20 protein-coding genes are annotated in these 20,033 nt (G+C 69.1%); 2 read left to right on the top strand and 18 right to left on the bottom strand.

All coding sequences use genetic code 11. The features are described from left to right. The 14 genes from ABNT58_RS23510 to recA form a co-directional block, all read right to left on the bottom strand. Positions 1–562 (bottom strand): pilin glycosylation ligase domain-containing protein (locus tag ABNT58_RS23510; protein WP_348755825.1); only part of this gene is annotated, 562 nt, incomplete at its 3' end. 207 nt (positions 563–769) lie between these two features. Beyond that, a complete protein-coding gene (locus ABNT58_RS23505; protein ID WP_348755824.1) occupies positions 770–1,204 on the bottom strand; it encodes a pilin in 435 nt (144 codons plus the stop codon). Between the two features lie 189 nt (positions 1,205–1,393). Next, positions 1,394–2,182, bottom strand: coding sequence for a 3',5'-cyclic-nucleotide phosphodiesterase (locus ABNT58_RS23500; RefSeq protein WP_348755823.1), 789 nt, complete (start codon positions 2,180–2,182; stop codon positions 1,394–1,396). 40 nt (positions 2,183–2,222) lie between these two features. Continuing rightward, complete coding sequence (locus ABNT58_RS23495) at positions 2,223–4,439, bottom strand: adenylate/guanylate cyclase domain-containing protein (protein ID WP_348755822.1); 2,217 nt, start codon at positions 4,437–4,439, stop codon at positions 2,223–2,225. Positions 4,440–4,476: 37 nt separating this feature from the next. Continuing rightward, a complete protein-coding gene (locus ABNT58_RS23490; RefSeq protein WP_348755821.1) occupies positions 4,477–5,148 on the bottom strand; it encodes an FHA domain-containing protein in 672 nt (223 codons plus the stop codon). A gap of 70 nt (positions 5,149–5,218) precedes the next feature. Next, positions 5,219–6,004: a Stp1/IreP family PP2C-type Ser/Thr phosphatase gene (locus tag ABNT58_RS23485; protein WP_348755820.1), complete on the bottom strand. Its 786-nt coding sequence runs from the start codon at positions 6,002–6,004 to the stop codon at positions 5,219–5,221. A 61-nt stretch (positions 6,005–6,065) separates the two neighbouring features. Further along, positions 6,066–6,992: a serine/threonine-protein kinase gene (locus ABNT58_RS23480; protein WP_348755819.1), complete on the bottom strand. Its 927-nt coding sequence runs from the start codon at positions 6,990–6,992 to the stop codon at positions 6,066–6,068. 84 nt (positions 6,993–7,076) lie between these two features. Beyond that, on the bottom strand, positions 7,077–7,763 hold the full coding sequence (locus tag ABNT58_RS23475; RefSeq protein WP_348755818.1) for a TerC family protein: 687 nt from the start codon (positions 7,761–7,763) through the stop codon (positions 7,077–7,079). A gap of 291 nt (positions 7,764–8,054) precedes the next feature. Beyond that, entirely contained in the window at positions 8,055–8,756 is a 702-nt protein-coding gene (locus ABNT58_RS23470) for a TerC family protein (protein ID WP_348755817.1), read from the bottom strand. 178 nt (positions 8,757–8,934) lie between these two features. After that, complete coding sequence (gene sucD, locus ABNT58_RS23465) at positions 8,935–9,828, bottom strand: succinate--CoA ligase subunit alpha (protein ID WP_250198581.1); 894 nt, start codon at positions 9,826–9,828, stop codon at positions 8,935–8,937. A gap of 15 nt (positions 9,829–9,843) precedes the next feature. Continuing rightward, the gene (gene sucC / locus ABNT58_RS23460; protein ID WP_348755816.1) at positions 9,844–11,004 is read right to left on the bottom strand and encodes an ADP-forming succinate--CoA ligase subunit beta; all 1,161 of its coding nucleotides are present in this window, start codon (positions 11,002–11,004) and stop codon (positions 9,844–9,846) included. Between the two features lie 62 nt (positions 11,005–11,066). After that, on the bottom strand, positions 11,067–11,327 hold the full coding sequence (locus ABNT58_RS23455) for a hypothetical protein (protein ID WP_348755815.1): 261 nt from the start codon (positions 11,325–11,327) through the stop codon (positions 11,067–11,069). Between the two features lie 8 nt (positions 11,328–11,335). Then, the gene (locus ABNT58_RS23450; protein ID WP_348755814.1) at positions 11,336–11,872 is read right to left on the bottom strand and encodes a RecX family transcriptional regulator; all 537 of its coding nucleotides are present in this window, start codon (positions 11,870–11,872) and stop codon (positions 11,336–11,338) included. 8 nt (positions 11,873–11,880) lie between these two features. Beyond that, entirely contained in the window at positions 11,881–12,945 is a 1,065-nt protein-coding gene (gene recA, locus ABNT58_RS23445; RefSeq protein WP_348755813.1) for a recombinase RecA, read from the bottom strand. Between the two features lie 118 nt (positions 12,946–13,063). On the opposite strand from recA, the gene ABNT58_RS23440 reads away from it, so the two are divergent. Both ABNT58_RS23440 and ABNT58_RS23435 read left to right on the top strand, forming a co-directional pair. Next, on the top strand, positions 13,064–13,735 hold the full coding sequence (locus ABNT58_RS23440; protein ID WP_348755812.1) for a response regulator transcription factor: 672 nt from the start codon (positions 13,064–13,066) through the stop codon (positions 13,733–13,735). A 33-nt stretch (positions 13,736–13,768) separates the two neighbouring features. Then, on the top strand, positions 13,769–15,223 hold the full coding sequence (locus ABNT58_RS23435) for a sensor histidine kinase N-terminal domain-containing protein (protein WP_348755811.1): 1,455 nt from the start codon (positions 13,769–13,771) through the stop codon (positions 15,221–15,223). Positions 15,224–15,315: 92 nt separating this feature from the next. Here the strand turns inward: ABNT58_RS23435 and rodA are convergent, their stop codons facing one another. The 4 genes from rodA to mreC are packed head-to-tail and all read right to left on the bottom strand — an operon-like array spanning position 15,316 to position 20,013. After that, positions 15,316–16,470, bottom strand: coding sequence for a rod shape-determining protein RodA (gene rodA, locus ABNT58_RS23430; RefSeq protein WP_348755810.1), 1,155 nt, complete (start codon positions 16,468–16,470; stop codon positions 15,316–15,318). Continuing rightward, complete coding sequence (gene mrdA / locus ABNT58_RS23425) at positions 16,467–18,584, bottom strand: penicillin-binding protein 2 (RefSeq protein ID WP_348755809.1); 2,118 nt, start codon at positions 18,582–18,584, stop codon at positions 16,467–16,469. Before mrdA ends, rodA begins: the two co-directional genes overlap by 4 nt. Beyond that, the gene (gene mreD, locus ABNT58_RS23420; protein ID WP_348755808.1) at positions 18,581–19,102 is read right to left on the bottom strand and encodes a rod shape-determining protein MreD; all 522 of its coding nucleotides are present in this window, start codon (positions 19,100–19,102) and stop codon (positions 18,581–18,583) included. Before mreD ends, mrdA begins: the two co-directional genes overlap by 4 nt. Further along, entirely contained in the window at positions 19,099–20,013 is a 915-nt protein-coding gene (gene mreC, locus ABNT58_RS23415; protein WP_348755807.1) for a rod shape-determining protein MreC, read from the bottom strand. Before mreC ends, mreD begins: the two co-directional genes overlap by 4 nt. Positions 20,014–20,033: the final 20 nt, after the last annotated feature.

Here is a 20,033-nt window from a genome sequence, read left to right as displayed (position 1 = left end):
TGGCCGACCACAGCAGCAGGCTGCTCAGGTGGTTGGGCTGCCGCAGATTGCCCACGGCGCGCCCCAGCAGCCCGGTGCGGGCCACCACGTTGCCATCGGCCAGCTCCGGCGCAAACACCTGCACCACGCCGATGGCGGTGCTCAGCACCCCGACCAGCAGCCAGGCCACGAACACCGCCGGCAACACCCGACCCTGCCCCCGGGCCATCGCAGCCCACCCCGCCCCCACCATCACCAGCGCGCCCAGCAGCGACAGGGCGGACAACCGGCCCAGCGTGATGGGCAGGTGGCCCCAGACGGAAGAAGCCAGCGACGAGCCGGTCAGCAGCAGCAGGGGCACGGCCAGCGGCCACAGCGCGGCCCATGGGGACCGGCGCGGACCGGCAGAGCCGGCTCCGGGGCCGGCAACGCTCAGCGCGGCGAACAGCCCCCACAGCACAGCGGCTGCGGCCTGGTTGTAGAAGGTGGAAGAAGGCGGCTCATTGAACGCGATGAGCGCAGGCACCACAGCCGCCGGCAAGGCCAGCCAGCCGGCGCCCTGAAGAAGCGGGCGCTGGTTCACCGGTGGCCGAAAGGAAAGAGGAAATGCGTGCGCGCCATGGACGGTGGTGCTGTGCGGAAAGCGGGGACTTTCGCACAGGTGGGGCAGGTGCCGAACGCTGACAGCCCGCGGTTCACGGTGCAGAAGCAAAAAGGGTCCGCATCAGCGGACCCTTCTGGTCTTGCATGTGCGGCGGGCCCTCGCGAGGCCACGTCGCCGTCAACATCCTTACATGTTGTTCTTCTGAATCAGCGCGAGGGCTTCGGCCTGAGTGACCGTCGTGGTGTTGTTCCAGGTGATGGCGCTGGTGCCAATCGTGGGCGTGAAGGTGATCGTCTGGCCATCCACACCATTGCCGATGCCAGTGGCCAGGGTCAGCACGATGACGCCGTTGGTAGTCGTTGCCGAGGCCACTTCCTTGGTGGCGGTGAAGGCAGGAACGCCCAGAGCACCGGCGTTGCAGCCGGTGGCGATGCCCCCTTGTTCCTGGATGCACACACCCACGGCCGTCTTGACCGAATCGGCGGCGCGCAGCGCATTGCCGACCTTAGCCTTGATCGTGTAGTTCTGGTAAGCCGGCAGCGCCACGGCAGCCAAAATGCCGATGATCGCCACGACGATCATCAGTTCGATGAGGGTGAAACCTTGTTGGACGCGCTTCATGGGTGTTGCTCCTAGGGAAGATGGCGGGGTGACTTGAGACCGCAGTCGAGACTCCTGTTTGCAGCCACCGTGCCGGGCCTGCGAAAGCGCTGGCAGGGCGCCCGATCGTGCGGTTCCGCACATGGCCTGACATTTCTGGTCACCCGGGTGAGCCGCGTTGCGGCAGCAGGTGACGCAAAACGTCAGTCTTCAGCCCAGATCGATCTCCTGGCCGGTACGCAGGGCGTTGAGCTCGTGGCGGCTGCCCAGCTGCTGCACCTGCGCCATCACCGGCTCCACCTCGCCGGGCTTGATGTGGGTGATGTGCACGCTCACCCGGCCGGGCAGCTGGGCCAGTTCCTGGCCGAGGGTCTGGGGGCACAGGTGGCTGCTCAGTTCGGCCAGTGCCTGCTCGTCGTCGCCGAAGGCGGTTTCGATGACCAGGTGGCCGATGCGGCGGCCGCGCAGCGTGTGCCACAGCTGCGGGTTGGGGCCGGTGTCGCCGGTGAACACCCAGCGGGCGTCGCGGCTCGGCGCGTCCTGCAGCAGCGCATAACCCACCGCCGGCACGGTGTGCTCGGCCGGCAGCACCTCGATGCGGCGCGTGCCCAACGTGAGCACGTCGCCGGTGACCAGCGGCACCAGCGCCAGGATGGGCTGCTCGGGTCGCGGCAGCTGGGTGAAGTCGGGCCAGATGACACCGTTGAACACATGCTGGCGCAGCGCGTCCAGCGTGGGGGCCAGCGCATGCACCTGGATCGGCGGCCGGCCGGCGGCGGTGCGGCGGCGCATCACGCTGTCGGCCAGCAAGGCAATGGCCAGGATGTGGTCCAGGTGGCTGTGGCTCACCAGCACGTGGTCGATGCGGGCCAGCTCGTCCAGCGTCAGGTCGCCCACGCCGGTGCCGGCATCGATGAGCACGTCGTCGTCCAGCAGGAACGAGGTGGTTCGGCTGCCGGCGGCAATGGAACCGGAGCAGCCGAGGACACGGATCTTCATGGGGCGGGACGGGGCAGGGGTCGGGTGGAGGGGCGCCGCCTCAGGGGCGGGTGGGGTGCTGGGCCAGCGCCTGCTGAAGGTGCCACAGCAGGTCGCCTTCGGAAACGCTGGCTCGCAGTGCGGCGCAGTGGGTGTCGGCTTCGGCCCAATGTTGCGAGCGCGCCGCAGCCAGCGCAAGCTGCCAATTGCGCAGTTGCGTGGCCCGCGCCGAGCCCGGCGCTGCCGGCCTGCCGTCGAGCGTGAACAGGTTCACGGGTTGCTGGCGCCCCTTGACCTGCACCTCGCCCACCTCCACCCACGGCAGGTCGGCTGCGGCCGCCGGGTCGGTGCCGATCACTGCCTCGCGGGTGGCGGCGCTGACCAGCAGGTCGACGCCGTAGCGGCGGGTGAGCCCTTCGATGCGCGAGGCGAGGTTCACGCTGTCGCCCAGCGCGGTGTAGGCGCGGCGCAGGTCCGAGCCCATGTCGCCCACGCAGGCGACGCCGGTGTGCAGGCCGATGCCCATCGACAGCGTGGGCTGGCCGCGGGCGCGCAGTTCCGCGTTCAGCGCGGCCAGTGCGTGGCCCATGGCCTGCGCGGCCTGCAGCGCCAGTGCGGCATGGCGCGGCTCGGGCAGCGGCGCGCCCCAGAAGGCCATCAGCGCATCGCCGATGAACTTGTCCAGCGTGCCGCCATGGGCGTGGATCACGGCCGTCATGCGAGAGAAGAACAGGTTCAGCAGCTCGCGCAGCGCCAGCGGCTCCAAGTGCTCCGAGAGGGTGGTGAAGCCGCGCAGGTCGCAGAACAGCAGCGTCAGCTCGCGGTTTTCGGCCAGCAGGGCGGCGCTGGTGTAACGCTCGGGTTCGCGCGCCATGCGCCGCACCAGCTCGCGCGGCACGTAGGTGCCGAAGAGGCGCACCAGGCTGCGCCGCGAGCGGCCTTCCACCAGGTAGCCCCAGGCCATGACGCCCGCAAAACCGGTGAACAGCAGCACCAATGCCGAGGCCAGCGGCAGCGCCAGCCCCTGCGCCTGCCAGGCGTACAGGTTGGTGCACAGCAGCACCACCAGCACGCCGACGCTCCAGGCCACGCTGCCCAGGGCCGTCAGCCGCCGCAGGCCGAGACCCAGTACCAGGGCGGTGGCCAGCAGCAGGCACACCTCGTAGCCGGCCGCCCAGTCGGGCCGCACCGGCAGGCGGCCTGCGTCCAGGCCGGCAAGCAAGGAAGCGTGGATCTCCACGCCCGGTTGCGCCGGATGCACCGGGGTGGCCCGCAGATCGCCCAGCGCGGGCACCGTGGTGCCCACCAGCACACGGTAGCCGGCCAGGCGACCCGCGGGCAGCCGGCCGGCCAGCACGTCGGCGGCGCCGTGGCGCTCGAAGGCGCCCGACATCGGCCCCGCGTGGCGGCGAAAGGGCACCTGCACCGCGCCGCGCTCGTCCACCCCGATGCGCCGTGCGCCCAGGTGCAGCGCCACCAGCGCCGGGCCGCTGGGTGAGGCGGCCACTTCCAGCGTGGGCGCCGCGGCCTGCTCCCCCAGCCGCCACACGGCCAGGGCCAGCGACTCGTACAGGTGCGGCGGGCCATCGCCGTCGGCATAAGCGGCCACCAGCAGCGCCGAGCGGATCAGCCCGTCGTCATCCGGCAGTGCGTTGATGAAGCCGCCGGCCGGCGCGGCCGCAGTGAGTGCCGCCAGGCTGGCGCCATGGCCGTTCCAGCGCGGCAGGCCGGCCGGCACCGGGTCGGGCAGCGGCGTGGCCAGTGGCGGCGGCAGCTGGCCGCTGCGGGCGCCGGCGCGGTCGCTGGTCAGGTAGAAAGGCAGGGCCACCGGGCGCTGGGTGAGTGCACGGGCCAGCACCGCGTCGTTGTCCAGCTGACGCCGCAGCGCCGGCAGGCGGGCGGCCAGGGTCTGGTCGTCCAGCGCCAGCTGCTGCAGCGCGGCCACCGGTCCGGCATCGGGCTCGGCCAGCACCAGATCGAAGCCGACCGCCGCCACCTGCTGCCGCTCGAACAGCTCGTCGGTCAGCCGCGCCAGCCGCTCGCGCGGCCAGGGCCAGCGGCCCAATTCGGCCAGGCTGGCTTCATCGATGTCGATGATGGCGATGCGCGGCGGCACGCCGGGCTGCGCGGTCCAGCGGGTGCGGGTGTCGGCCAGCGCCTGGTCCAGCCGCTCGATCAGCTCCAGCGGCAGCAGCCGGCTGGCATGGCCGATGCCCAGCAGCAGCAGCACGGCCCAGAAGGCCGTGGCAACCAGCGTGGTGCGTCGGCGGCCGTTCACGGCAGAAGCAGCGCGCGCCGGGCGCGCCGCTGTGCGATCAGGCCTGGATGAACTGCATCTGGGTGCCGGCCAGCTCGATCACGTCGCCGTTTTTCAGCGGCACCGATTCGCCCACCAGCGGCACGCCATTGACCGTGGGGCGCGAGCTGCCTTCCACGTGCGCCAGCACATAGCCGCCCGGCCGCTTGGTGATGGAGGCCACCTGCACGCCGGGCTTGCCGACGGTGGTGACCACCTTGGTCAGCGTGACTTCACGGCCGGCCGCAGCGCCATTGAGCACCTTGATGGACGCCGTGCCCACCGCGCCGCCCAGGTTGCCGAAGCTGGACACCGGCGCTGGCGCGGTCTGCGCGTAAGAGGGCGAGACCCCGGGCACCGTGCCGCCGGGGCGCACGACCATGGTCTTCTCGTACTCGTTGCCTTCTTCGACCAGGTACTTGATCTTGTACTTGCCGATCTCGACCGTGTCGTTGTGGGCCAGCAGCTGCTTCTTGATGGCCTTGCCGTTGATGTAGGTGCCGTTGGTGCTGTTCAAGTCTTCGATGAAGACGTCGGCACCCACCATCTGCAGCACCGCATGCTCGCCACTGACCGCCAGGTTGTCGATGACGATGTCGTTGTACGGGCGGCGGCCGAGGGTGGTCTTGTCCTTGGTGATCTGGACTTCCTTGATGACCACGCCATCCAGCGAAACGACCAGTTTGCCCATGCTTGACCTTGTGTTTGACGTCTGCCGGCAGACGCGGCTGACCGGCGTGTGAATGGTGATGCGGTGAGGCCTAGCGTTTGAAGCGCCACCAGGGGCGCGAGGCACCGGCGGCGCCGTCCTGAACGCGGACCAGAATCACGGCAATATTATCCTTTCCACCCGCCTCATTGGCTGCGTCGATCAGGCCGCGGCCGGCGGCCGGCAGCGACTCGTGCGACAGCAGCACCTGGGCGATGCGGGCGTCCGGCACCATGTCCGACAGTCCGTCGGAGCACATCAGGTACAGGTCGCCCGGCTCGGTGGCATGCAGGTGGGTTTCCAGCAGCACGGTGTCTTCCACGCCCACGGCGCGGGTCACCAGATTCTTGTTGGCCGAATAGGCCGCCTGCTCGGGCGTGATGAGGCCGGCGTCCAGCTGCTCCTGCAGCAGCGAGTGGTCGCGCGTGAGCTGCGCCAGCCGGCCGGCGCGCAGCCGGTAGGCGCGCGAATCGCCCACGTGGCCCAGCAGCAGGCGCTGCTCGCGGAACACCGACAGCACCAGCGTCGTGCCCATGCCGGCGTACTGCGGGTTGGCATTGGCGGCGTTGAAGATGGCGCGGTTGGCGTTGTCCACGCAGATGTCCATCGCCCGGCGCACGTCGGCATCGGAGGCCTGCGCGCTGGCTTCATGGAGCCAACGGCCCAGTTCGGCCTGGATGAAGGTGGTGAGCATGCCGCTGGCCACTTCACCGGCGTTGTAGCCGCCCATGCCATCGGCCAGGACCGCCAGGGCAGCGCGCTCGTCCAGGGCCACGGCATCTTCGTTGTTGCTGCGGGCCCGACCGGTGTCGATGGCACTGAAAAACTCGATGGGCATCTGGGCGCGCTGCGGCGGTGAATGGGGTCGGCGGATTGTGCTCTTTTGTCACTGGGCGTGGTCAGCGGGTGAAGCTGGCGGCACCTTTTGACACGAGCCGCGCAGGCCAGCCGGCAGCCAGCTCGCGCAGCTGCCGCGCGATCAGCAGGCCATCGGCCGGGCGGGCGCGGGGTGTGCGGTCTAGCAGGCGCTCGCTCAGGCTGGCCAGCTCGGCCGGCAGGTCAGGCCGCAGGCCGCGCAGCGACTGCGGCGGGCCGCCGGCGATGGCGCGCAGCAGCGTGCCCATCGACTCGCCTTCGTAAGGCAGGCGCGCGGTGAGCAGCTGGAACAGCAGCACGCCCAGCGCATACAGGTCGCTGCCCGGGTGCGGCGGCGCGCCGGCCAGCAGCTCGGGCGCCATGAAGGCGGGCGTGCCCAGGACCAGCCCGGTGCGCGTGCGGGTGCCGTCGGTCAGCCGCGCCAGCCCGAAGTCGGTGATCTTCACCCGCCGGGTCGGCAGCTCCACCATCACGTTGGCGGGCTTGATGTCCCGGTGCACCACGCCTTGGGCATGGGCGTGGGCCAGGCCGTCGGCCACCGACGCGGCCAGCTGCAGCGCGAGCGGCTCGGGCAGCAGGTGGCGGCGCTGCGTGTAGCGCTCCATCGTGCAGCCGGGCAGCGCCTGCATCGCCAGGTAGGCCAGGCCGCGGCGCTCGCCGCAGCCGTACACGCGCACGATGTGCGGGTGGCGCAGGCGCGAGGTGGTCAGCGTCTCCAGCGCCAGCCGCTCGCGGGCCAGCGGCAGTTCGTCGCGCTCGAACTGGCGGGCCAGGTCGATGGTCTTGAGCGCCAGCAGCTTGCCGCGCCGGTTGGACGCCAGGTACACCGTGCCGATGGCGCCACGGCCGAGCACACGGTGGATGCGGTAGCCGTCGAACTCGCTGTCCCGCTGCAGCAGCCGTTCACTGCCTTGGGCGGGGCCGATCGGCCGCTTCGTCGAATCCCCCATGCCCTGACAAAACCCGTGTCCATCCTTTTGGGCGCGGACCTTAGCACGGCGGCGCCGATGGGCATCGACGGAAATGGTGGGGCGTCAGGCCGCGCCGGTGTGCGCCTCGGCGCGGCGGGCCATCATGCGGCCGGCCAGCAGCACGCCGGCGATCACCACGGCGTAGACCGCCCAGCGCGCGACCTCGTTGGGGTCGAACACCGGCTTGAGCAGCGGCTCACCGACGATCATCTTGGCGGCGGTGAAGGCCAGCACGCCGGCGCCCAGATAACTGATGACCGGGAAACGGTCGACCAGCTTGAGCACCACGCTGCTGCCCCACACCACGATGGGCACGCTGATGAGCAGGCCGATGACCACCAGGTCGAAGGCGCCATGCGCGGCACCGGCCACGCCCAGCACGTTGTCCACGCCCATCAGCGCATCGGCCACGATGATGGTCTTCATCGCGCCGAAGAAAGTGGTCGCGCCGGCGCCGCCGTGTTCTTCATCGCCGCCGGGCACCAGCAGCTTGTAGGCAATCCACACCAGGCCCAGGCCGCCGGCCAGCATCAGGCCGGGGATCTGCAGCAGCCACACCACCACCAGCGTCATCAGCGAACGCACGACGATGGCGCCCACGGTGCCCCACAGGATGGCCTTTTTCTGCAGGTGGGTGGGCAGGCTGCGGGCGGCCAGCGCGATCACGATCGCGTTGTCACCGGCCAGGATGAGGTCGATCAGCACGATCGACGCGAGGGCGGACAGCCATTCGGGAGACAGGAAGGTCATGGGCAACTCCTAGGTGCGGACAGGGATCGTCGAGATCGTCCGCAGCCGGGTTGCCCTTCGAAGGCGGCTGGGGCACCGGGTGAGGGTGCGTGCAAGCCTTCGAGCGCCAACCGCCGCAGTGCGGACGGAAACGTCGAAGGTCTTGCTCGGCAGGCCTGGGCTGGCACTGCCCGACAGACCGGAAGCCTTCCCGGCTTCGTCTTGACGATCTGTCGAAGGCGCCGGCGGTATCACCGCCTGGCGCCGGAGCTACTCCCCTTCAGCGGAAAATTCTAGGTGAGCGTTACAAAATCAGGTGGCCGAAGCCGCTGCCTGCGCCGAATGCCGGCGCTTGAGGTACAGGCCCAGCACCACCACCAGGATGGCGCCGATGGTGCCGGCGGCGTTGACGGCCAGGTGCGACTGGTGGCCGAAGTAGGTGTCCACGGCCGGGTCGGTCAGCGTCATCTCGCCGGCCAGGAAGCCCAGCAGCGCCGCGCCCAGCGTGATGATCAGCGGGAAGCGCTCCATCACCTTGAGCAGCATGGTGCTGCCGAAGATGATCAGCGGAATGCTGATGCCCAGGCCCAGCACCAGCAGTACGGTGTCGCCCTTGGCGGCGGCGGCCACGGCCAGCACGTTGTCCAGGCTCATCACCAGGTCGGCCACCAGGATGGTGCGGATGGCGGTGAGCATGCTGGAATGGCCGGCGCCCGCGCCTTCGTCTTCACCGCCGTCGTCTTCCACCAGCAGGCTGACGCCGATGTACACCAGCGCGATGCCGCCGATGATCTTGAGGTAAGGCAGGGCCAGCAGCTTGACGGCCAGCAGCGTGAGCGCGATCCGCATCACGATGGCGGCGGCGCTGCCGAAGAAGATGGCCTTTTTCTGCTGGTGCGCGGGCAGCGAGCGGGCGGCCAGGGCGATCACCACGGCGTTGTCGCCCGACAGCAGGACGTTGGCCAGGATGATGGAACCCAGCGCGGCCCAGAATGTGGCGGAGGCGAAGTCCATGGGAAGCAATCTCCGAAGGGCGGCGAGAAAAGCAAAAGGCCCGATGCGTGAGCATCAGGCCCCGGGGTGCGGGGGCGCCGGCACAAGGCGCCAGCGCTGATTCCGCAGTTTAGGCTTTGGTTCCGTGGCGCGCGTACGTAGCTCTACGCACGGCGCAACGGGTGCCGCCCTGGCAGGTTTACAGCAGTGCCTTGAGCAGCTTGCCCATTTCCGACGGGTTGCGGGTGACCTTGAAGCCGCACTCTTCCATGATCGCCAGCTTGGCGTCCGCGGTGTCGGCGCCGCCCGAGATCAGCGCGCCGGCGTGGCCCATGCGCTTGCCCGGAGGCGCGGTGACGCCCGCGATGAAGCCGACGATCGGCTTCTTCATGTTGTCCTTGCACCAGCGGGCGGCTTCGGCTTCGTCCGGGCCACCGATCTCGCCGATCATGATCACCGCGTCGGTGTCCGGATCGTCGTTGAAGGCCTTCATCACGTCGATGTGCTTCAGGCCGTTGATCGGGTCGCCACCGATGCCGACGGCGCTGGACTGGCCCAGGCCGATTTCGGTCAGCTGCGCCACGGCTTCATAGGTCAGCGTGCCCGAACGGGACACGACGCCGATGCGGCCCTTGCGGTGGATGTGACCGGGCATGATGCCGATCTTGATCTCGTCCGGCGTGATCAGGCCCGGGCAGTTGGGGCCCAGCAGCAGCGTCTTCTTGCCGCCGGCCGCTTCCTTGGCCTTCATCTTGTTGCGCACTTCCAGCATGTCGCGCACGGGAATGCCTTCGGTGATCGCGATCACCAGGTCCAGGTCGGCTTCCACCGCTTCCCAGATGGCGGCCGCGGCGCCCGCGGGCGGCACGTAGATCACGCTGACGGTGGCGCCCGTCTGGCCCGCGGCTTCCTTGACGCTGGCGTAGATGGGAATACCTTCGAACTTCTCGCCGGCCTTCTTGGGGTTCACACCCGCAACGAAAGCGTTCTTGCCGTTGGCATAGGCCTGGCAGCCGAGCGTGTGGAACTGGCCCGTCTTGCCGGTGATGCCCTGGGTGATGACCTTGGTGTCTTTGTTGATGTAGATCGACATGAATCTGCTCCCGTCTTACTTCACGGCGGCGACGATCTTCGTCGCGGCTTCGGCCATGGTGTCGGCGCTGATGATCGGCAGGCCGGACTCGGCGAGCAGCTTCTTGCCGATTTCCTCGTTCGTGCCCTTCATGCGCACGACGAGCGGCACGCTCAGGTTCACGGCCTTGCAGGCGGTGATCACGCCCGTGGCGATGGTGTCGCACTTCATGATGCCGCCGAAGATGTTCACCAGGATGCCCTTGACCTCCGGGTTCTTCAGCATGATCTTGAAGGCTTCGGTGACCTTCTCGGCGGTGGCGCCACCGCCCACGTCCAGGAAGTTGGCCGGCTCGCCGCCGAACAGCTTGATGGTGTCCATGGTGGCCATGGCCAGGCCGGCGCCGTTGACCAGGCAGCCGATGTTGCCGTCCAGGCTGATGTAGGCCAGATCGAACTTGCTGGCTTCGATCTCGGCCGGGTCTTCTTCGTCCAGGTCGCGGTAGGCGACGATTTCCGGGTGGCGGAACAGGGCGTTGGAATCGAAGTTGAACTTGGCGTCCAGCGCGATCAGGTTGCCCTTGCCGTCACGGTTGAGCGGGTTGATCTCGACCAGCGAGGCATCCGTCTCCATGTAGCAGCGGTACAGGTTCTTGAACAGCGTGACGGCCTGGTCCACGGTGTGGCCTTCCATGCCGATGGCCTTGGCCACCTTCGCGGCCTGCTCGTCGGTCAGGCCGGCCAGCGGGTCGATCATCTCGGTGATGATCTTCTCGGGGGTGGAGTGGGCCACTTCCTCGATGTCCATGCCGCCTTCGGACGAGGCGATCAGGGCCACCTTCTGGGTGCCGCGGTCGGTCACCAGCGAGACGTAGAACTCCTTCTGGATGTCCGCGCCTTCTTCGATGTACAGGCGCCGGACCTTCTGGCCTTCGGGGCCGGTCTGGTGCGTGACCAGCTGCATGCCCAGGATCTCGCCCGCCAGCTTCGTCACGTCTTCCATCGAGCGGCCCAGCTTGACGCCGCCGCCCTTGCCGCGGCCGCCGGCGTGGATCTGCGCCTTGACGACCCAGACGCTGCCGCCCAGTTTCTGGGCCGCTTCAACGGCTTCCTGCACGGTGAACGCGGGGTAGCCGCGCGGCACCGGAACGCCGAACTGGCGCAGCACTTCTTTGCCTTGGTACTCGTGGATCTTCATAGGCTTGTCTTGGAGGGGGGGAAGCGGACAGAGCGGTGCGCTGCGGGCGGACGGGGCCGCGGTCAGCGCGCCGCGACGGGCGGGAAAGGCGGATTGTCGGCCGAATTGCCGACAGCGGGCTGACGCCCGCCCGCGGTGCCGGCCTGCGCCGCGCCCAGGCTCACGCGCTGGCCCGGCGCATGCAGCGGCCGGAGACGGGCGGTGGGGTCGAGGAGGAGCGGAGAGGCCATGGACAGCGGGCAGGTCTGCGGCCCGGGGCCGCCATCCCACGGCGCGCAGGCACCGAGGAAACCGCGGGAATGTAGCATCTTGCGCTGCAGCAACACTGCGGCTACCCGCAGGCGTCTTCGTCCAGGCCCTGCACCACGCGCCGGATGGTTTCACCGGAAAAGCCCCGGCCGGCCAGGAAACGCATCTGCTTGGCCCGGCCCGCCGGGTCGGTGGCGGGGCTGCCGAAACGGCGCTGCCACAAGGCGCGGGCGCGTTCGAGTTCGGTGGTGCGCAGTTGGGCGGCCTGCTCGGCATCCAGCGCCAGGCCGTGCTGCGCCAGTTCCATCTTGATGCGGCTGTTGCCGAAGCGCGCCGACCGCGCATGCAGGCGGGACTCGACGAATCGCTCTTCGCTGAGGTAGCGGTGGGCCTGCAGCCAGTCGAGCAGCTTGTCCAGGCACTGGTTCGGCGTGTCCAGCGGCTCGGCGGCTGGCGGAACACCCGCTGGCGCCGCTTCCAGCGCCTCGTCGCGTGCCTGGCAAAAGGCCTGCGCATGCGGCAGCAGCTTGCGGCGAAGTTCCAGCCGGCTGTGCTCGCGCTGCGCCAGGAGTTTGAGCGCCCGCGCTTTCAGGGAAAGCCGGGCGGGCGCTGCCGCCATGCTGCGGCTTACTTGGAGGCTGCCGCGGCCGGTGCTGCGCCGTCAGCCTTGCCGGGCAGCAGGGGGATGCCCAACGCCTCACGCACCTTGTTCTCGATCTCGACGGCGACGTCGGCGTTTTCGCGCAGGAACTCGCGCGCGTTGTCCTTGCCCTGGCCGATCTTTTCGCCGTTGTAGGCGTACCAGGCGCCGGACTTGTCGAGGATGCGTGCCTCCACGCCCATGTCGATGATTTCGCCTTCGCGGCTGATGCCTTCACCGTACAGGATGTCGAACTCGGCGGTCTTGAACGGAGGCGAGACCTTGTTCTTGACGACCTTGACCTTGGTTTCGCTGCCAATGACTTCTTCGCCCTTCTTGATGCTGCCGGTGCGGCGGATGTCGAGGCGGACGGAGGCGTAGAACTTCAGCGCATTGCCGCCGGTGGTGGTTTCGGGGTTGCCGAACATCACGCCGATCTTCATGCGGATCTGGTTGATGAAGATGACCATGGTGTTGGTCTTCTTGATCGTGCCGGTGAGTTTGCGCAGGGCCTGGCTCATCAGCCGGGCCTGCAGGCCGGGCAGCGAGTCGCCCATTTCACCTTCCAGTTCGGCCTTGGGCGTGAGCGCGGCCACCGAGTCGACCACGATGAGGTCGATGGAGCCGGAGCGCACCAGCGCATCGACGATTTCGAGCGCCTGTTCGCCGGTGTCAGGCTGGGAGATGACCAGGTCTTGCAGGTTCACGCCCAGCTTTTGCGCGTACTGCGCGTCCAGCGCGTGTTCGGCGTCGATGAAGGCGCAGACGCCGCCGAGCTTTTGCATCTCGGCGATGACCTGCAGCGTGAGCGTGGTCTTGCCCGAGGATTCAGGGCCGTAGATCTCGACCACGCGGCCGCGGGGCAGGCCGCCGACGCCCAGCGCGATGTCCAGGCCCAGGGAGCCGGTGGACACGACCTGGATGTCTTCCACCACCTCGCCGTCGCCCAGGCGCATGATGGAACCCTTGCCGAATTGCTTCTCGATCTGGGCGAGTGCGGCTTGCAGGGCTTTGGCTTTTTCAGTGTTCAGAGCTTTGACGGGTGCGTCCATGGCGTTCTCCGGGCAATGCCGCGATGATACCCGAAGCTGGATATTCGTACAGTACTGATAAAGCCCCCGTTGGCGGGAGATGGCATACCTAGAATCGAGTGATACAGGAGACAAAGCCGTGCGCATTCTCATTGCCGAGGACGATCAGGTGCTGGCCGATGGTTTGATCCGCTCGCTGCGCAACACGGGCTATGCGGTCGATCAGGTCGGCAGCGGCAGCGAAGCCGACGCCGCGCTGGCCGCGCACGAATTCGACCTGCTCATCCTCGACCTGGGGCTGCCCAAACTGCACGGGCTGGAGGTGCTGCGCCGCCTGCGCGCCCGTGGCTCCAGCGTGCCGGTGCTCATCCTCACCGCGGCTGACAGCGTGGAGCAGCGCGTCAAGGGCCTGGACCTGGGCGCTGACGACTACATGGCCAAGCCGTTTTCGCTGGCCGAGCTGGAGGCACGGGTGAGGGCGCTCACCCGCCGCGGGCTGGGGTCGGCGTCCACCGTCATCAAGCACGGGCCGCTCAGCTTCGACGCCACCGGCCGCGTGGCCTACCTGAATGACCAGATGGTCGACCTGTCGGCGCGCGAGTTGTCGCTGCTGGAAGTGCTGCTGCAGCGCGCCGGCCGGCTGGTGAGCAAGGACCAGCTGGTCGAGCGCCTGTGCGAATGGGGCGAAGAAGTCAGCAACAACGCCATCGAGGTATACATCCACCGCCTGCGCAAGAAGATCGAGCAGGGGCCGGTGCGCATCGCCACGGTGCGCGGGCTGGGCTACTGCCTCGAGAAGATCCCGGGCTGACGGCCACGCCGGCTGACGGAGGCGATCGACCGCATGCCCGGCTCCCTGCGCGAACAGCGCTCGCTGTTCGGCGAGATCCTCGACTGGATGCTGGCGCCGCTGCTGCTGCTGTGGCCGATCAGCGTCGCGCTCACCTGGCTGGTGGCGCAAGGCATTGCCAACCGGCCCTACGACCGCGAGCTGGGCGAACTGGCGCGCACGGTCGCGCGCCGGGTGTCGGTGGAGAGCAGCGAGTTCGTCGCGCCGCTGGTCAAGGTGAAGATCCCCGAGGCCGCGGCCGAGATCCTGCGCAGCGACGACAGCGACCAGGTCTTCTACCAGGTGCTGGGCCTGCGCGGCGAGTTCCTGGCCGGCGACCGCGACCTGCCGGTGCCCGACGAAGAACGCGCCGCCCCCGGCGAGCTGCGCTTTCGCGACGACCTGGTGCTGAGCGAGCCGGTGCGCATCGCCTACATGTGGCTGTCCGATGCCAATGCGCCCAAGGACAGCGTGCCGCTGGTGCAGGTGGCCACGACGCTGGACAAGCGCTCGCGCCTGGCCACCGAGATCTTCCGCGGCGTGATCCTGCCGCAGTTCGTCATCCTGCCCGTGGCGGTACTGCTGGTGTGGCTGGCGCTGGCACGCGGGCTGGCGCCCCTCAATGCGCTGCAGCGGCGCATCCGCGAACGTGAGAGCCATGACCTGTCGCCCATCGAAGAACGCGATGCGCCCGACGAGGTGGCGCCGCTGGTGCGCGCCATCAACGACCTGCTGGCGCGGCTGGACCTGTCGATCAGCGCGCAGAAGCACTTCCTGGCCGATGCGGCCCACCAGCTGAAAACCCCGCTGGCCGGCCTGCGCATGCAGGCCGAGCTGGCCCAGCGTGAGCTGGACAGCGGCGGCGACGTGGCTTCGGTCAAGCGCTCGCTGCAGCAGATCGCTCGCTCCACCCAGCGGGCGGCGCACATGGTCAATCAGCTGCTGGCCATGGCCCGGGCCGAGGACAAGGAACAGGCGCGCAAGACGCAGGAAGTGAGCCTGCCGCGCCTGGCGGTGGAGACGGTGCGCGACTTCGTGCCGCGTGCGCTGGAAAAGCGCATCGACCTCGGCTACGAAGGGCCGGACGCGCACGCCGGCGGCCCGTCGGCCCGCATCCAGGGCCAGCCGGTTCTGGTGCGCGAGCTGGTGCGCAACCTGGTGGACAACGCGCTGCAGTACACGCCTTCAGGCGGCGCGGTGACGGTGCGTGTCGTGGCCGATCCGTTCGGCCAGGTGGTGGTGCTGCAGGTGGAAGACACCGGCCCCGGCATTCCCGAGGCCGAGCGTGATCTGGTGTTCCAGGCCTTCTACCGCGCGCTGGGCACCAACGTGGATGGCTCCGGCCTGGGCCTGGCCATCGTGCGCGAGATTGCGCTGCAGCACAACGCGGTGGTGGCGGTGGAAGACGCCCACCCGCGCAGCACGCCGCCGGGCACCCGCTTCACCGTGCGCTTCCCCGTGGCTCCTTAGTGGGGCCGGCCGAGGCCAGCGCCGGGCCGCTCCCAAGCGGCCTCGGCACCCTCTCGGAGGGTGGCGCTCCGCAGGAGCGCCGGGTGCTCCAGCTAGCTTTGCATCAACCGCCGGCTCTTGGCGATGGACATCAGCATGCCCAGCCCCAGCCCCATCGTGACCATGGCGGTGCCGCCGTAGCTGATGAAGGGCAGCGGCACGCCCACCACCGGCAGGATGCCGCTGACCATGCCCATGTTCACGAAGCAGTAGGTGAAGATGCTGAGCGACAGCGCGCCAGCCAGCAGGCGGGCGAACATGGTGGGCGCTTCGGCCGCGATCATCAGGCCGCGGAACAGCAGGAAGGTGAATCCCACCAGCAAACCCGCCACGCCGGCCAGACCGAACTCTTCGCTGAAGGCGGCGAAGATGAAGTCGGTGGTGCGCTCGGGGATGAACTCCAGGTGGGTCTGGGTGCCGTTCATGAAGCCCTTGCCATGGATGCCGCCCGAGCCGATGGCGATCATCCCCTGGATGATGTGGAAGCCCTTGCCCAGCGGGTCCTGCGTGGGGTCCAGCAGCGTGCACACCCGGTGCTTCTGGTACTCGCGCAGCACCGGCCACACCACGTCGGGCTGGCAGATGGCGTCTTCCGACAGCACCAGCGCGGTGACCGCCGCAGCCCCCACCAGCAGCACCGGCAGGATGAGCTTCCAGCTCAGCCCGGCAAAGAACATCACGTACAGCCCGCCCGACAGGATGAGGATGGCCGTGCCCAGGTCGGGCTGCTTCATCACCAGCCCCACCGGAATGGCCAGGATGAGCCCGCCGACCGCGAAGTCCAGCGCGCGCAGCTGGCCTTCACGCTTCTGGAACCACCAGGCCATCATCAGCGGCATGCCAATCTTCAGGATCTCGCTGGGCTGCACCACGATGCCCACGTCCAGCCAGCGGGTGGCGCCCTTCTTGGTGATGCCGAACACCGCGGTGGCCACCAGCAGTGCCACGCCCACGGTGTAGACGGGCACCGCCAGCATCATCAGGCGCTGCGGCGGCACCTGCGCCACCAGCAGCAGCACGGCCACGCCCAGCATCATGTTGCGGCCATGGTCCACGAAGCGGGTGCCGTGGTCGAAGCCGGCCGAATACATGGTGACCAGGCCCGCGCCCGCCAGCAGCAGGATGGCCACGATCAGCCAGTAGTCGTAGCCCACGAACAGCGGCCGCAGCCGCAGCCACAGCGAGGGGCGTTCGATCACCGCGCTCATCGGGCCCCCCGTTGTGCGGCCACCGCCGCCTGTGCCAGTTGTTGCGGGCCCGAGGCCGGCACCGGCGCCGGCGCGACCGGCCCTTCGGGCACCGAGGGCATGGGCGACGGCGCACCGCGCTCGCTGCCCACGTCCAGCGCGATGCCCGGCAGGCCCGCCATCGCCAGGCCGCCCGGCAGCGGCACGTCGGACGCGCGGCGCGGCGTGCCCATGGGCGCCACCGACTTGCCCTGCTGGGTGGCGGCCATGTCCTCGTCGCTGGGCCACAGGCCCAGCAGGCTGTAGTCGAACACCCGGCGCGCGATGGGCGCGGCCGCGGCGGCGCCCCAGCCGGCGTTCTCGACGATCACCGCCAGCGCGATGGTGGGGTTCTCGAGCGGCGCGAAGGCCATGTACACCGAGTGGTCGCGCTGGTATTCGCTGAGCTTGGCGGCGTTGTACTTCTCGTTGGCCCGCACGCCCACGGCCTGCGCGGTGCCGGTCTTGCCGCCGGTCTTGTAGGGCGCGCCGGCAAACACCGGGGTGGAGGTGCCTTCCTGCGTCACGCCATGCAGCGCGCGCAGCACCAGCGCAATGTGCTCGGGCTTGTAGGGCAGCGGGGCCAGCGGCTGGCCCGAGACGCGGCGCTTTTCGTGGGTGACCACGTTCTCGACCTCGCGCACCAGCCGCGGCTCGAAGCGCTGGCCGCCGGCCACCAGCGTGGCGGTGGCGCTGGCCACCTGCAGCATGGTGAAGTTGTTGTAGCCCTGGCCGATGCCCAGCGAGATGGTCTCGCCGGAGAACCACTTCTGCTGCTCGGGCCGCTTGTAGGCCTTTTTCTTCCAGGCGGTGGAGGGCAGAAGGCCGGTGCCTTCGGCTTCCAGGTCGATGCCGGTGCGACGGCCGAAGCCCAGCGGCGACAGCTGCTCATGCATCAGGTCCACGCCCATCTCGTTGGCCAGCGAGTAGTAGTAGACGTTGCTGGACTTGACGATGGACCGGTACATGTCCACCGGCCCCAGGCCCTTGTCGCCGTGACTGCGGAAGGTGTGATTGCCGAACACGAAGCTGCCGTTGTCCTGGATCACCAGGCTGGGGCTGCGCTTGCCGGTGTTCAACGCCGCCAGCGCCATGAAGGGCTTGAACGTGGAGCCCGGCGGGTAGGTGCCCCGCAGCGCGCGGTTGAGCAGCGGGCGGTCGATGGATTCGTTCAGCTCCTTCCAGCTGTCGTAGTCGATGCCGTCGACGAACAGGTTGGGGTCGAACGTGGGCTTGCTGACGAAGGCCAGCACCTCGCCGTTGCGCGGGTCGATGGCCACCAGCGCGCCGCGGCGGTCGCCGAACATCTGCTCGACCAGCGCCTGCAGCTTGATGTCGATCGACAGCACCAGCGTGTTGCCGGGCGTGGAAGGGTGGGTCTTGAGGCGCCGCACCGCGCGGCCGCCGGCACTGGTTTCCACTTCTTCGAAGCCGGTCTGGCCGTGCAGCTCGCGCTCGTAGCTCTGCTCGACGCCCAGCTTGCCGATCACCTCGGTGCCACGGTAGTTGGCCTGGACGTCTTCGTCCCAGTCTTCCATGGCCTTTTTCTCGGCCTGGTTGATGCGGCCGATGTAGCCGATGACGTGGGCGCCGACGTCGCCCAGCGGGTAATTGCGGAACAGCCGCGCCCGCACGTCCACGCCCGGGAAGCGGAAGCGCTGCGCCATGAAGCGGGCCACCTCGGCATCTGTCAGCTTGGTGCGGATGGGCAGCGACTCGAAGCTCTTGCTCTCGTCCATCAGCCGCTTGAAGCGGCGGCGGTCACGCTGCTGGATCTCGACCAGGTGCGACAGCGCATCGATCGTGGCTTCCAGGTCGCCGGCCTTGGACGGCGTGATCTCCAGCGTGTAGGCCGAGTAGTTGGTGGCCAGCACCACGCCGTTGCGGTCGACGATGAGCCCGCGGTTGGGCACCACGGGCAATACCGCGATGCGGTTGGCCTCGGCCCGCGTGGCCAGCTCTTCGTGCCGATAGATCTGCAGGTAGACCATGCGCGTGGCGATGAGCCCGAAGCCCAGCAGCACGAACAAGCCAGCCGCCACCAGCCGGCCGCGAAAGCGGCTGATCTCGCGTTCGAGGTTCTTGATCTCGGTCACAGCGGCCGATTCTCGTCCGGATCGGGGGCGCGGCGCTGCGGCGCCAGCAGCAGCCATGTCGCCGGCAGCCACAAGGCCGATTCGAGCACCGGCGCCCACAGGATGGGCCAGCCCGGCAGCATGCCGCCGGCCGCCAGCCGCACGACGATGGACACCAGATGCGCCGCCGCGAACAGCGGCAGCACATGCAGCGCCTGCGCCGGCAGGCCGAACCAGCGCAGCCGCCGGTGGATGGTGATGGCGAAGAACGACAGCAGCGTGTAGGCCAGCGCATGCTGGCCCAGCAGCGCGGCTTCGTGCACGTCCATCAGCAGGCCGAAGAAGAAGGCCACGCCCACGCCCACGCGGCGCGGCTGGTGCACGTTCCAGAACACCAGCACCAGGGCCAGCAGGTCGGGCACCGCGGGTTCGCGGCCGAACGGCAGCAGGTTGAACACCAGCGCGAACAGCAGCGTGAACCAGACGAAGAAGGGGTTGGCCGGCAGCAGCAGCTGGTCCGAGCCGCGGGGCATGATCATGGCTTGCGCTTGCTCCGGGGATCGACCGCGGGCGCCGGATCGGGCGCGGGGGGCGGTGGCAGCTGGGCGCTCAGGGGCTCCAGCACCATCACATGGCGCACGCCGTCCAGCACCGCCGCGGGCTTGAGCACGATGCGCGCGAAGCCGGCTTCGGACTGCCGCTCCACCACCGCCACCGTGGCCACCGGCAGGCCGGCCGGGTACACGCCGTCCACGCCCGAGGTGGTGAGCACGTCGCCCACCTTCACGTCGGAGTTGGCGGCCATGAAGCGCAGTTCCACCGTGGCGCCGGGGCCGCCGAAGGCGGCGCTGCGCTGCTGGGTGCGGGTGTTGAGCACCGGAATGGCGGCGTCCTTGTCGGTGAGCAGCGTGACCTCGGCCGTCAGCGGATACAGGCGCGTCACCTGGCCCATCACGCCGCCTTCGTTGATCACCGGCGAGCCCAGCACGATGCCCTGGCGCTCACCGCGGTCGATGAACACCTTGCGCGAGAAGGGGTCGGCCGCCTCGTACATGACCTCGGCCGGGGTGGAGCGCACGGTCACGGCCGGGCGCAGTTCCAGCAACGCACGCAGGCGCTTGTTCTCGCGCTCCAGCAGCGCCACCTGCGACACCCGCTCGGCCTGGCGCACCATCTCGATGCGGGCGGCGTTCTCGGCCGCGCGCGCCTGGGCGATGCCCTGCAGGTAGTCGCGGCCACCGGCCAGCATCTCGCGCGGCACCATCAGCGCCCGTTCCACCGGCAGCAGCACGGTGGCCAGCACCGCCCGTGCGCCCACCACCAGCTGGAAGCGGCCGTCGGCCACCATCAGAAAAACGGCCAGCGCCGCGAAGAACAGCAGCTTGGTGAGCGCGGACACGCCCTGCCGGAAGAAGGGCGGCGGTGTGCGGTCTAGGGTGCCCAGCTGCATGGTGTCGGCTCGGGGCTCGG

This window comes from uncultured Aquincola sp. (assembly GCF_964001545.1).
Lineage (GTDB): Bacteria > Pseudomonadota > Gammaproteobacteria > Burkholderiales > Burkholderiaceae_C > Aquincola.
This window is presented reverse-complemented; position numbering and strand designations above follow the sequence as displayed.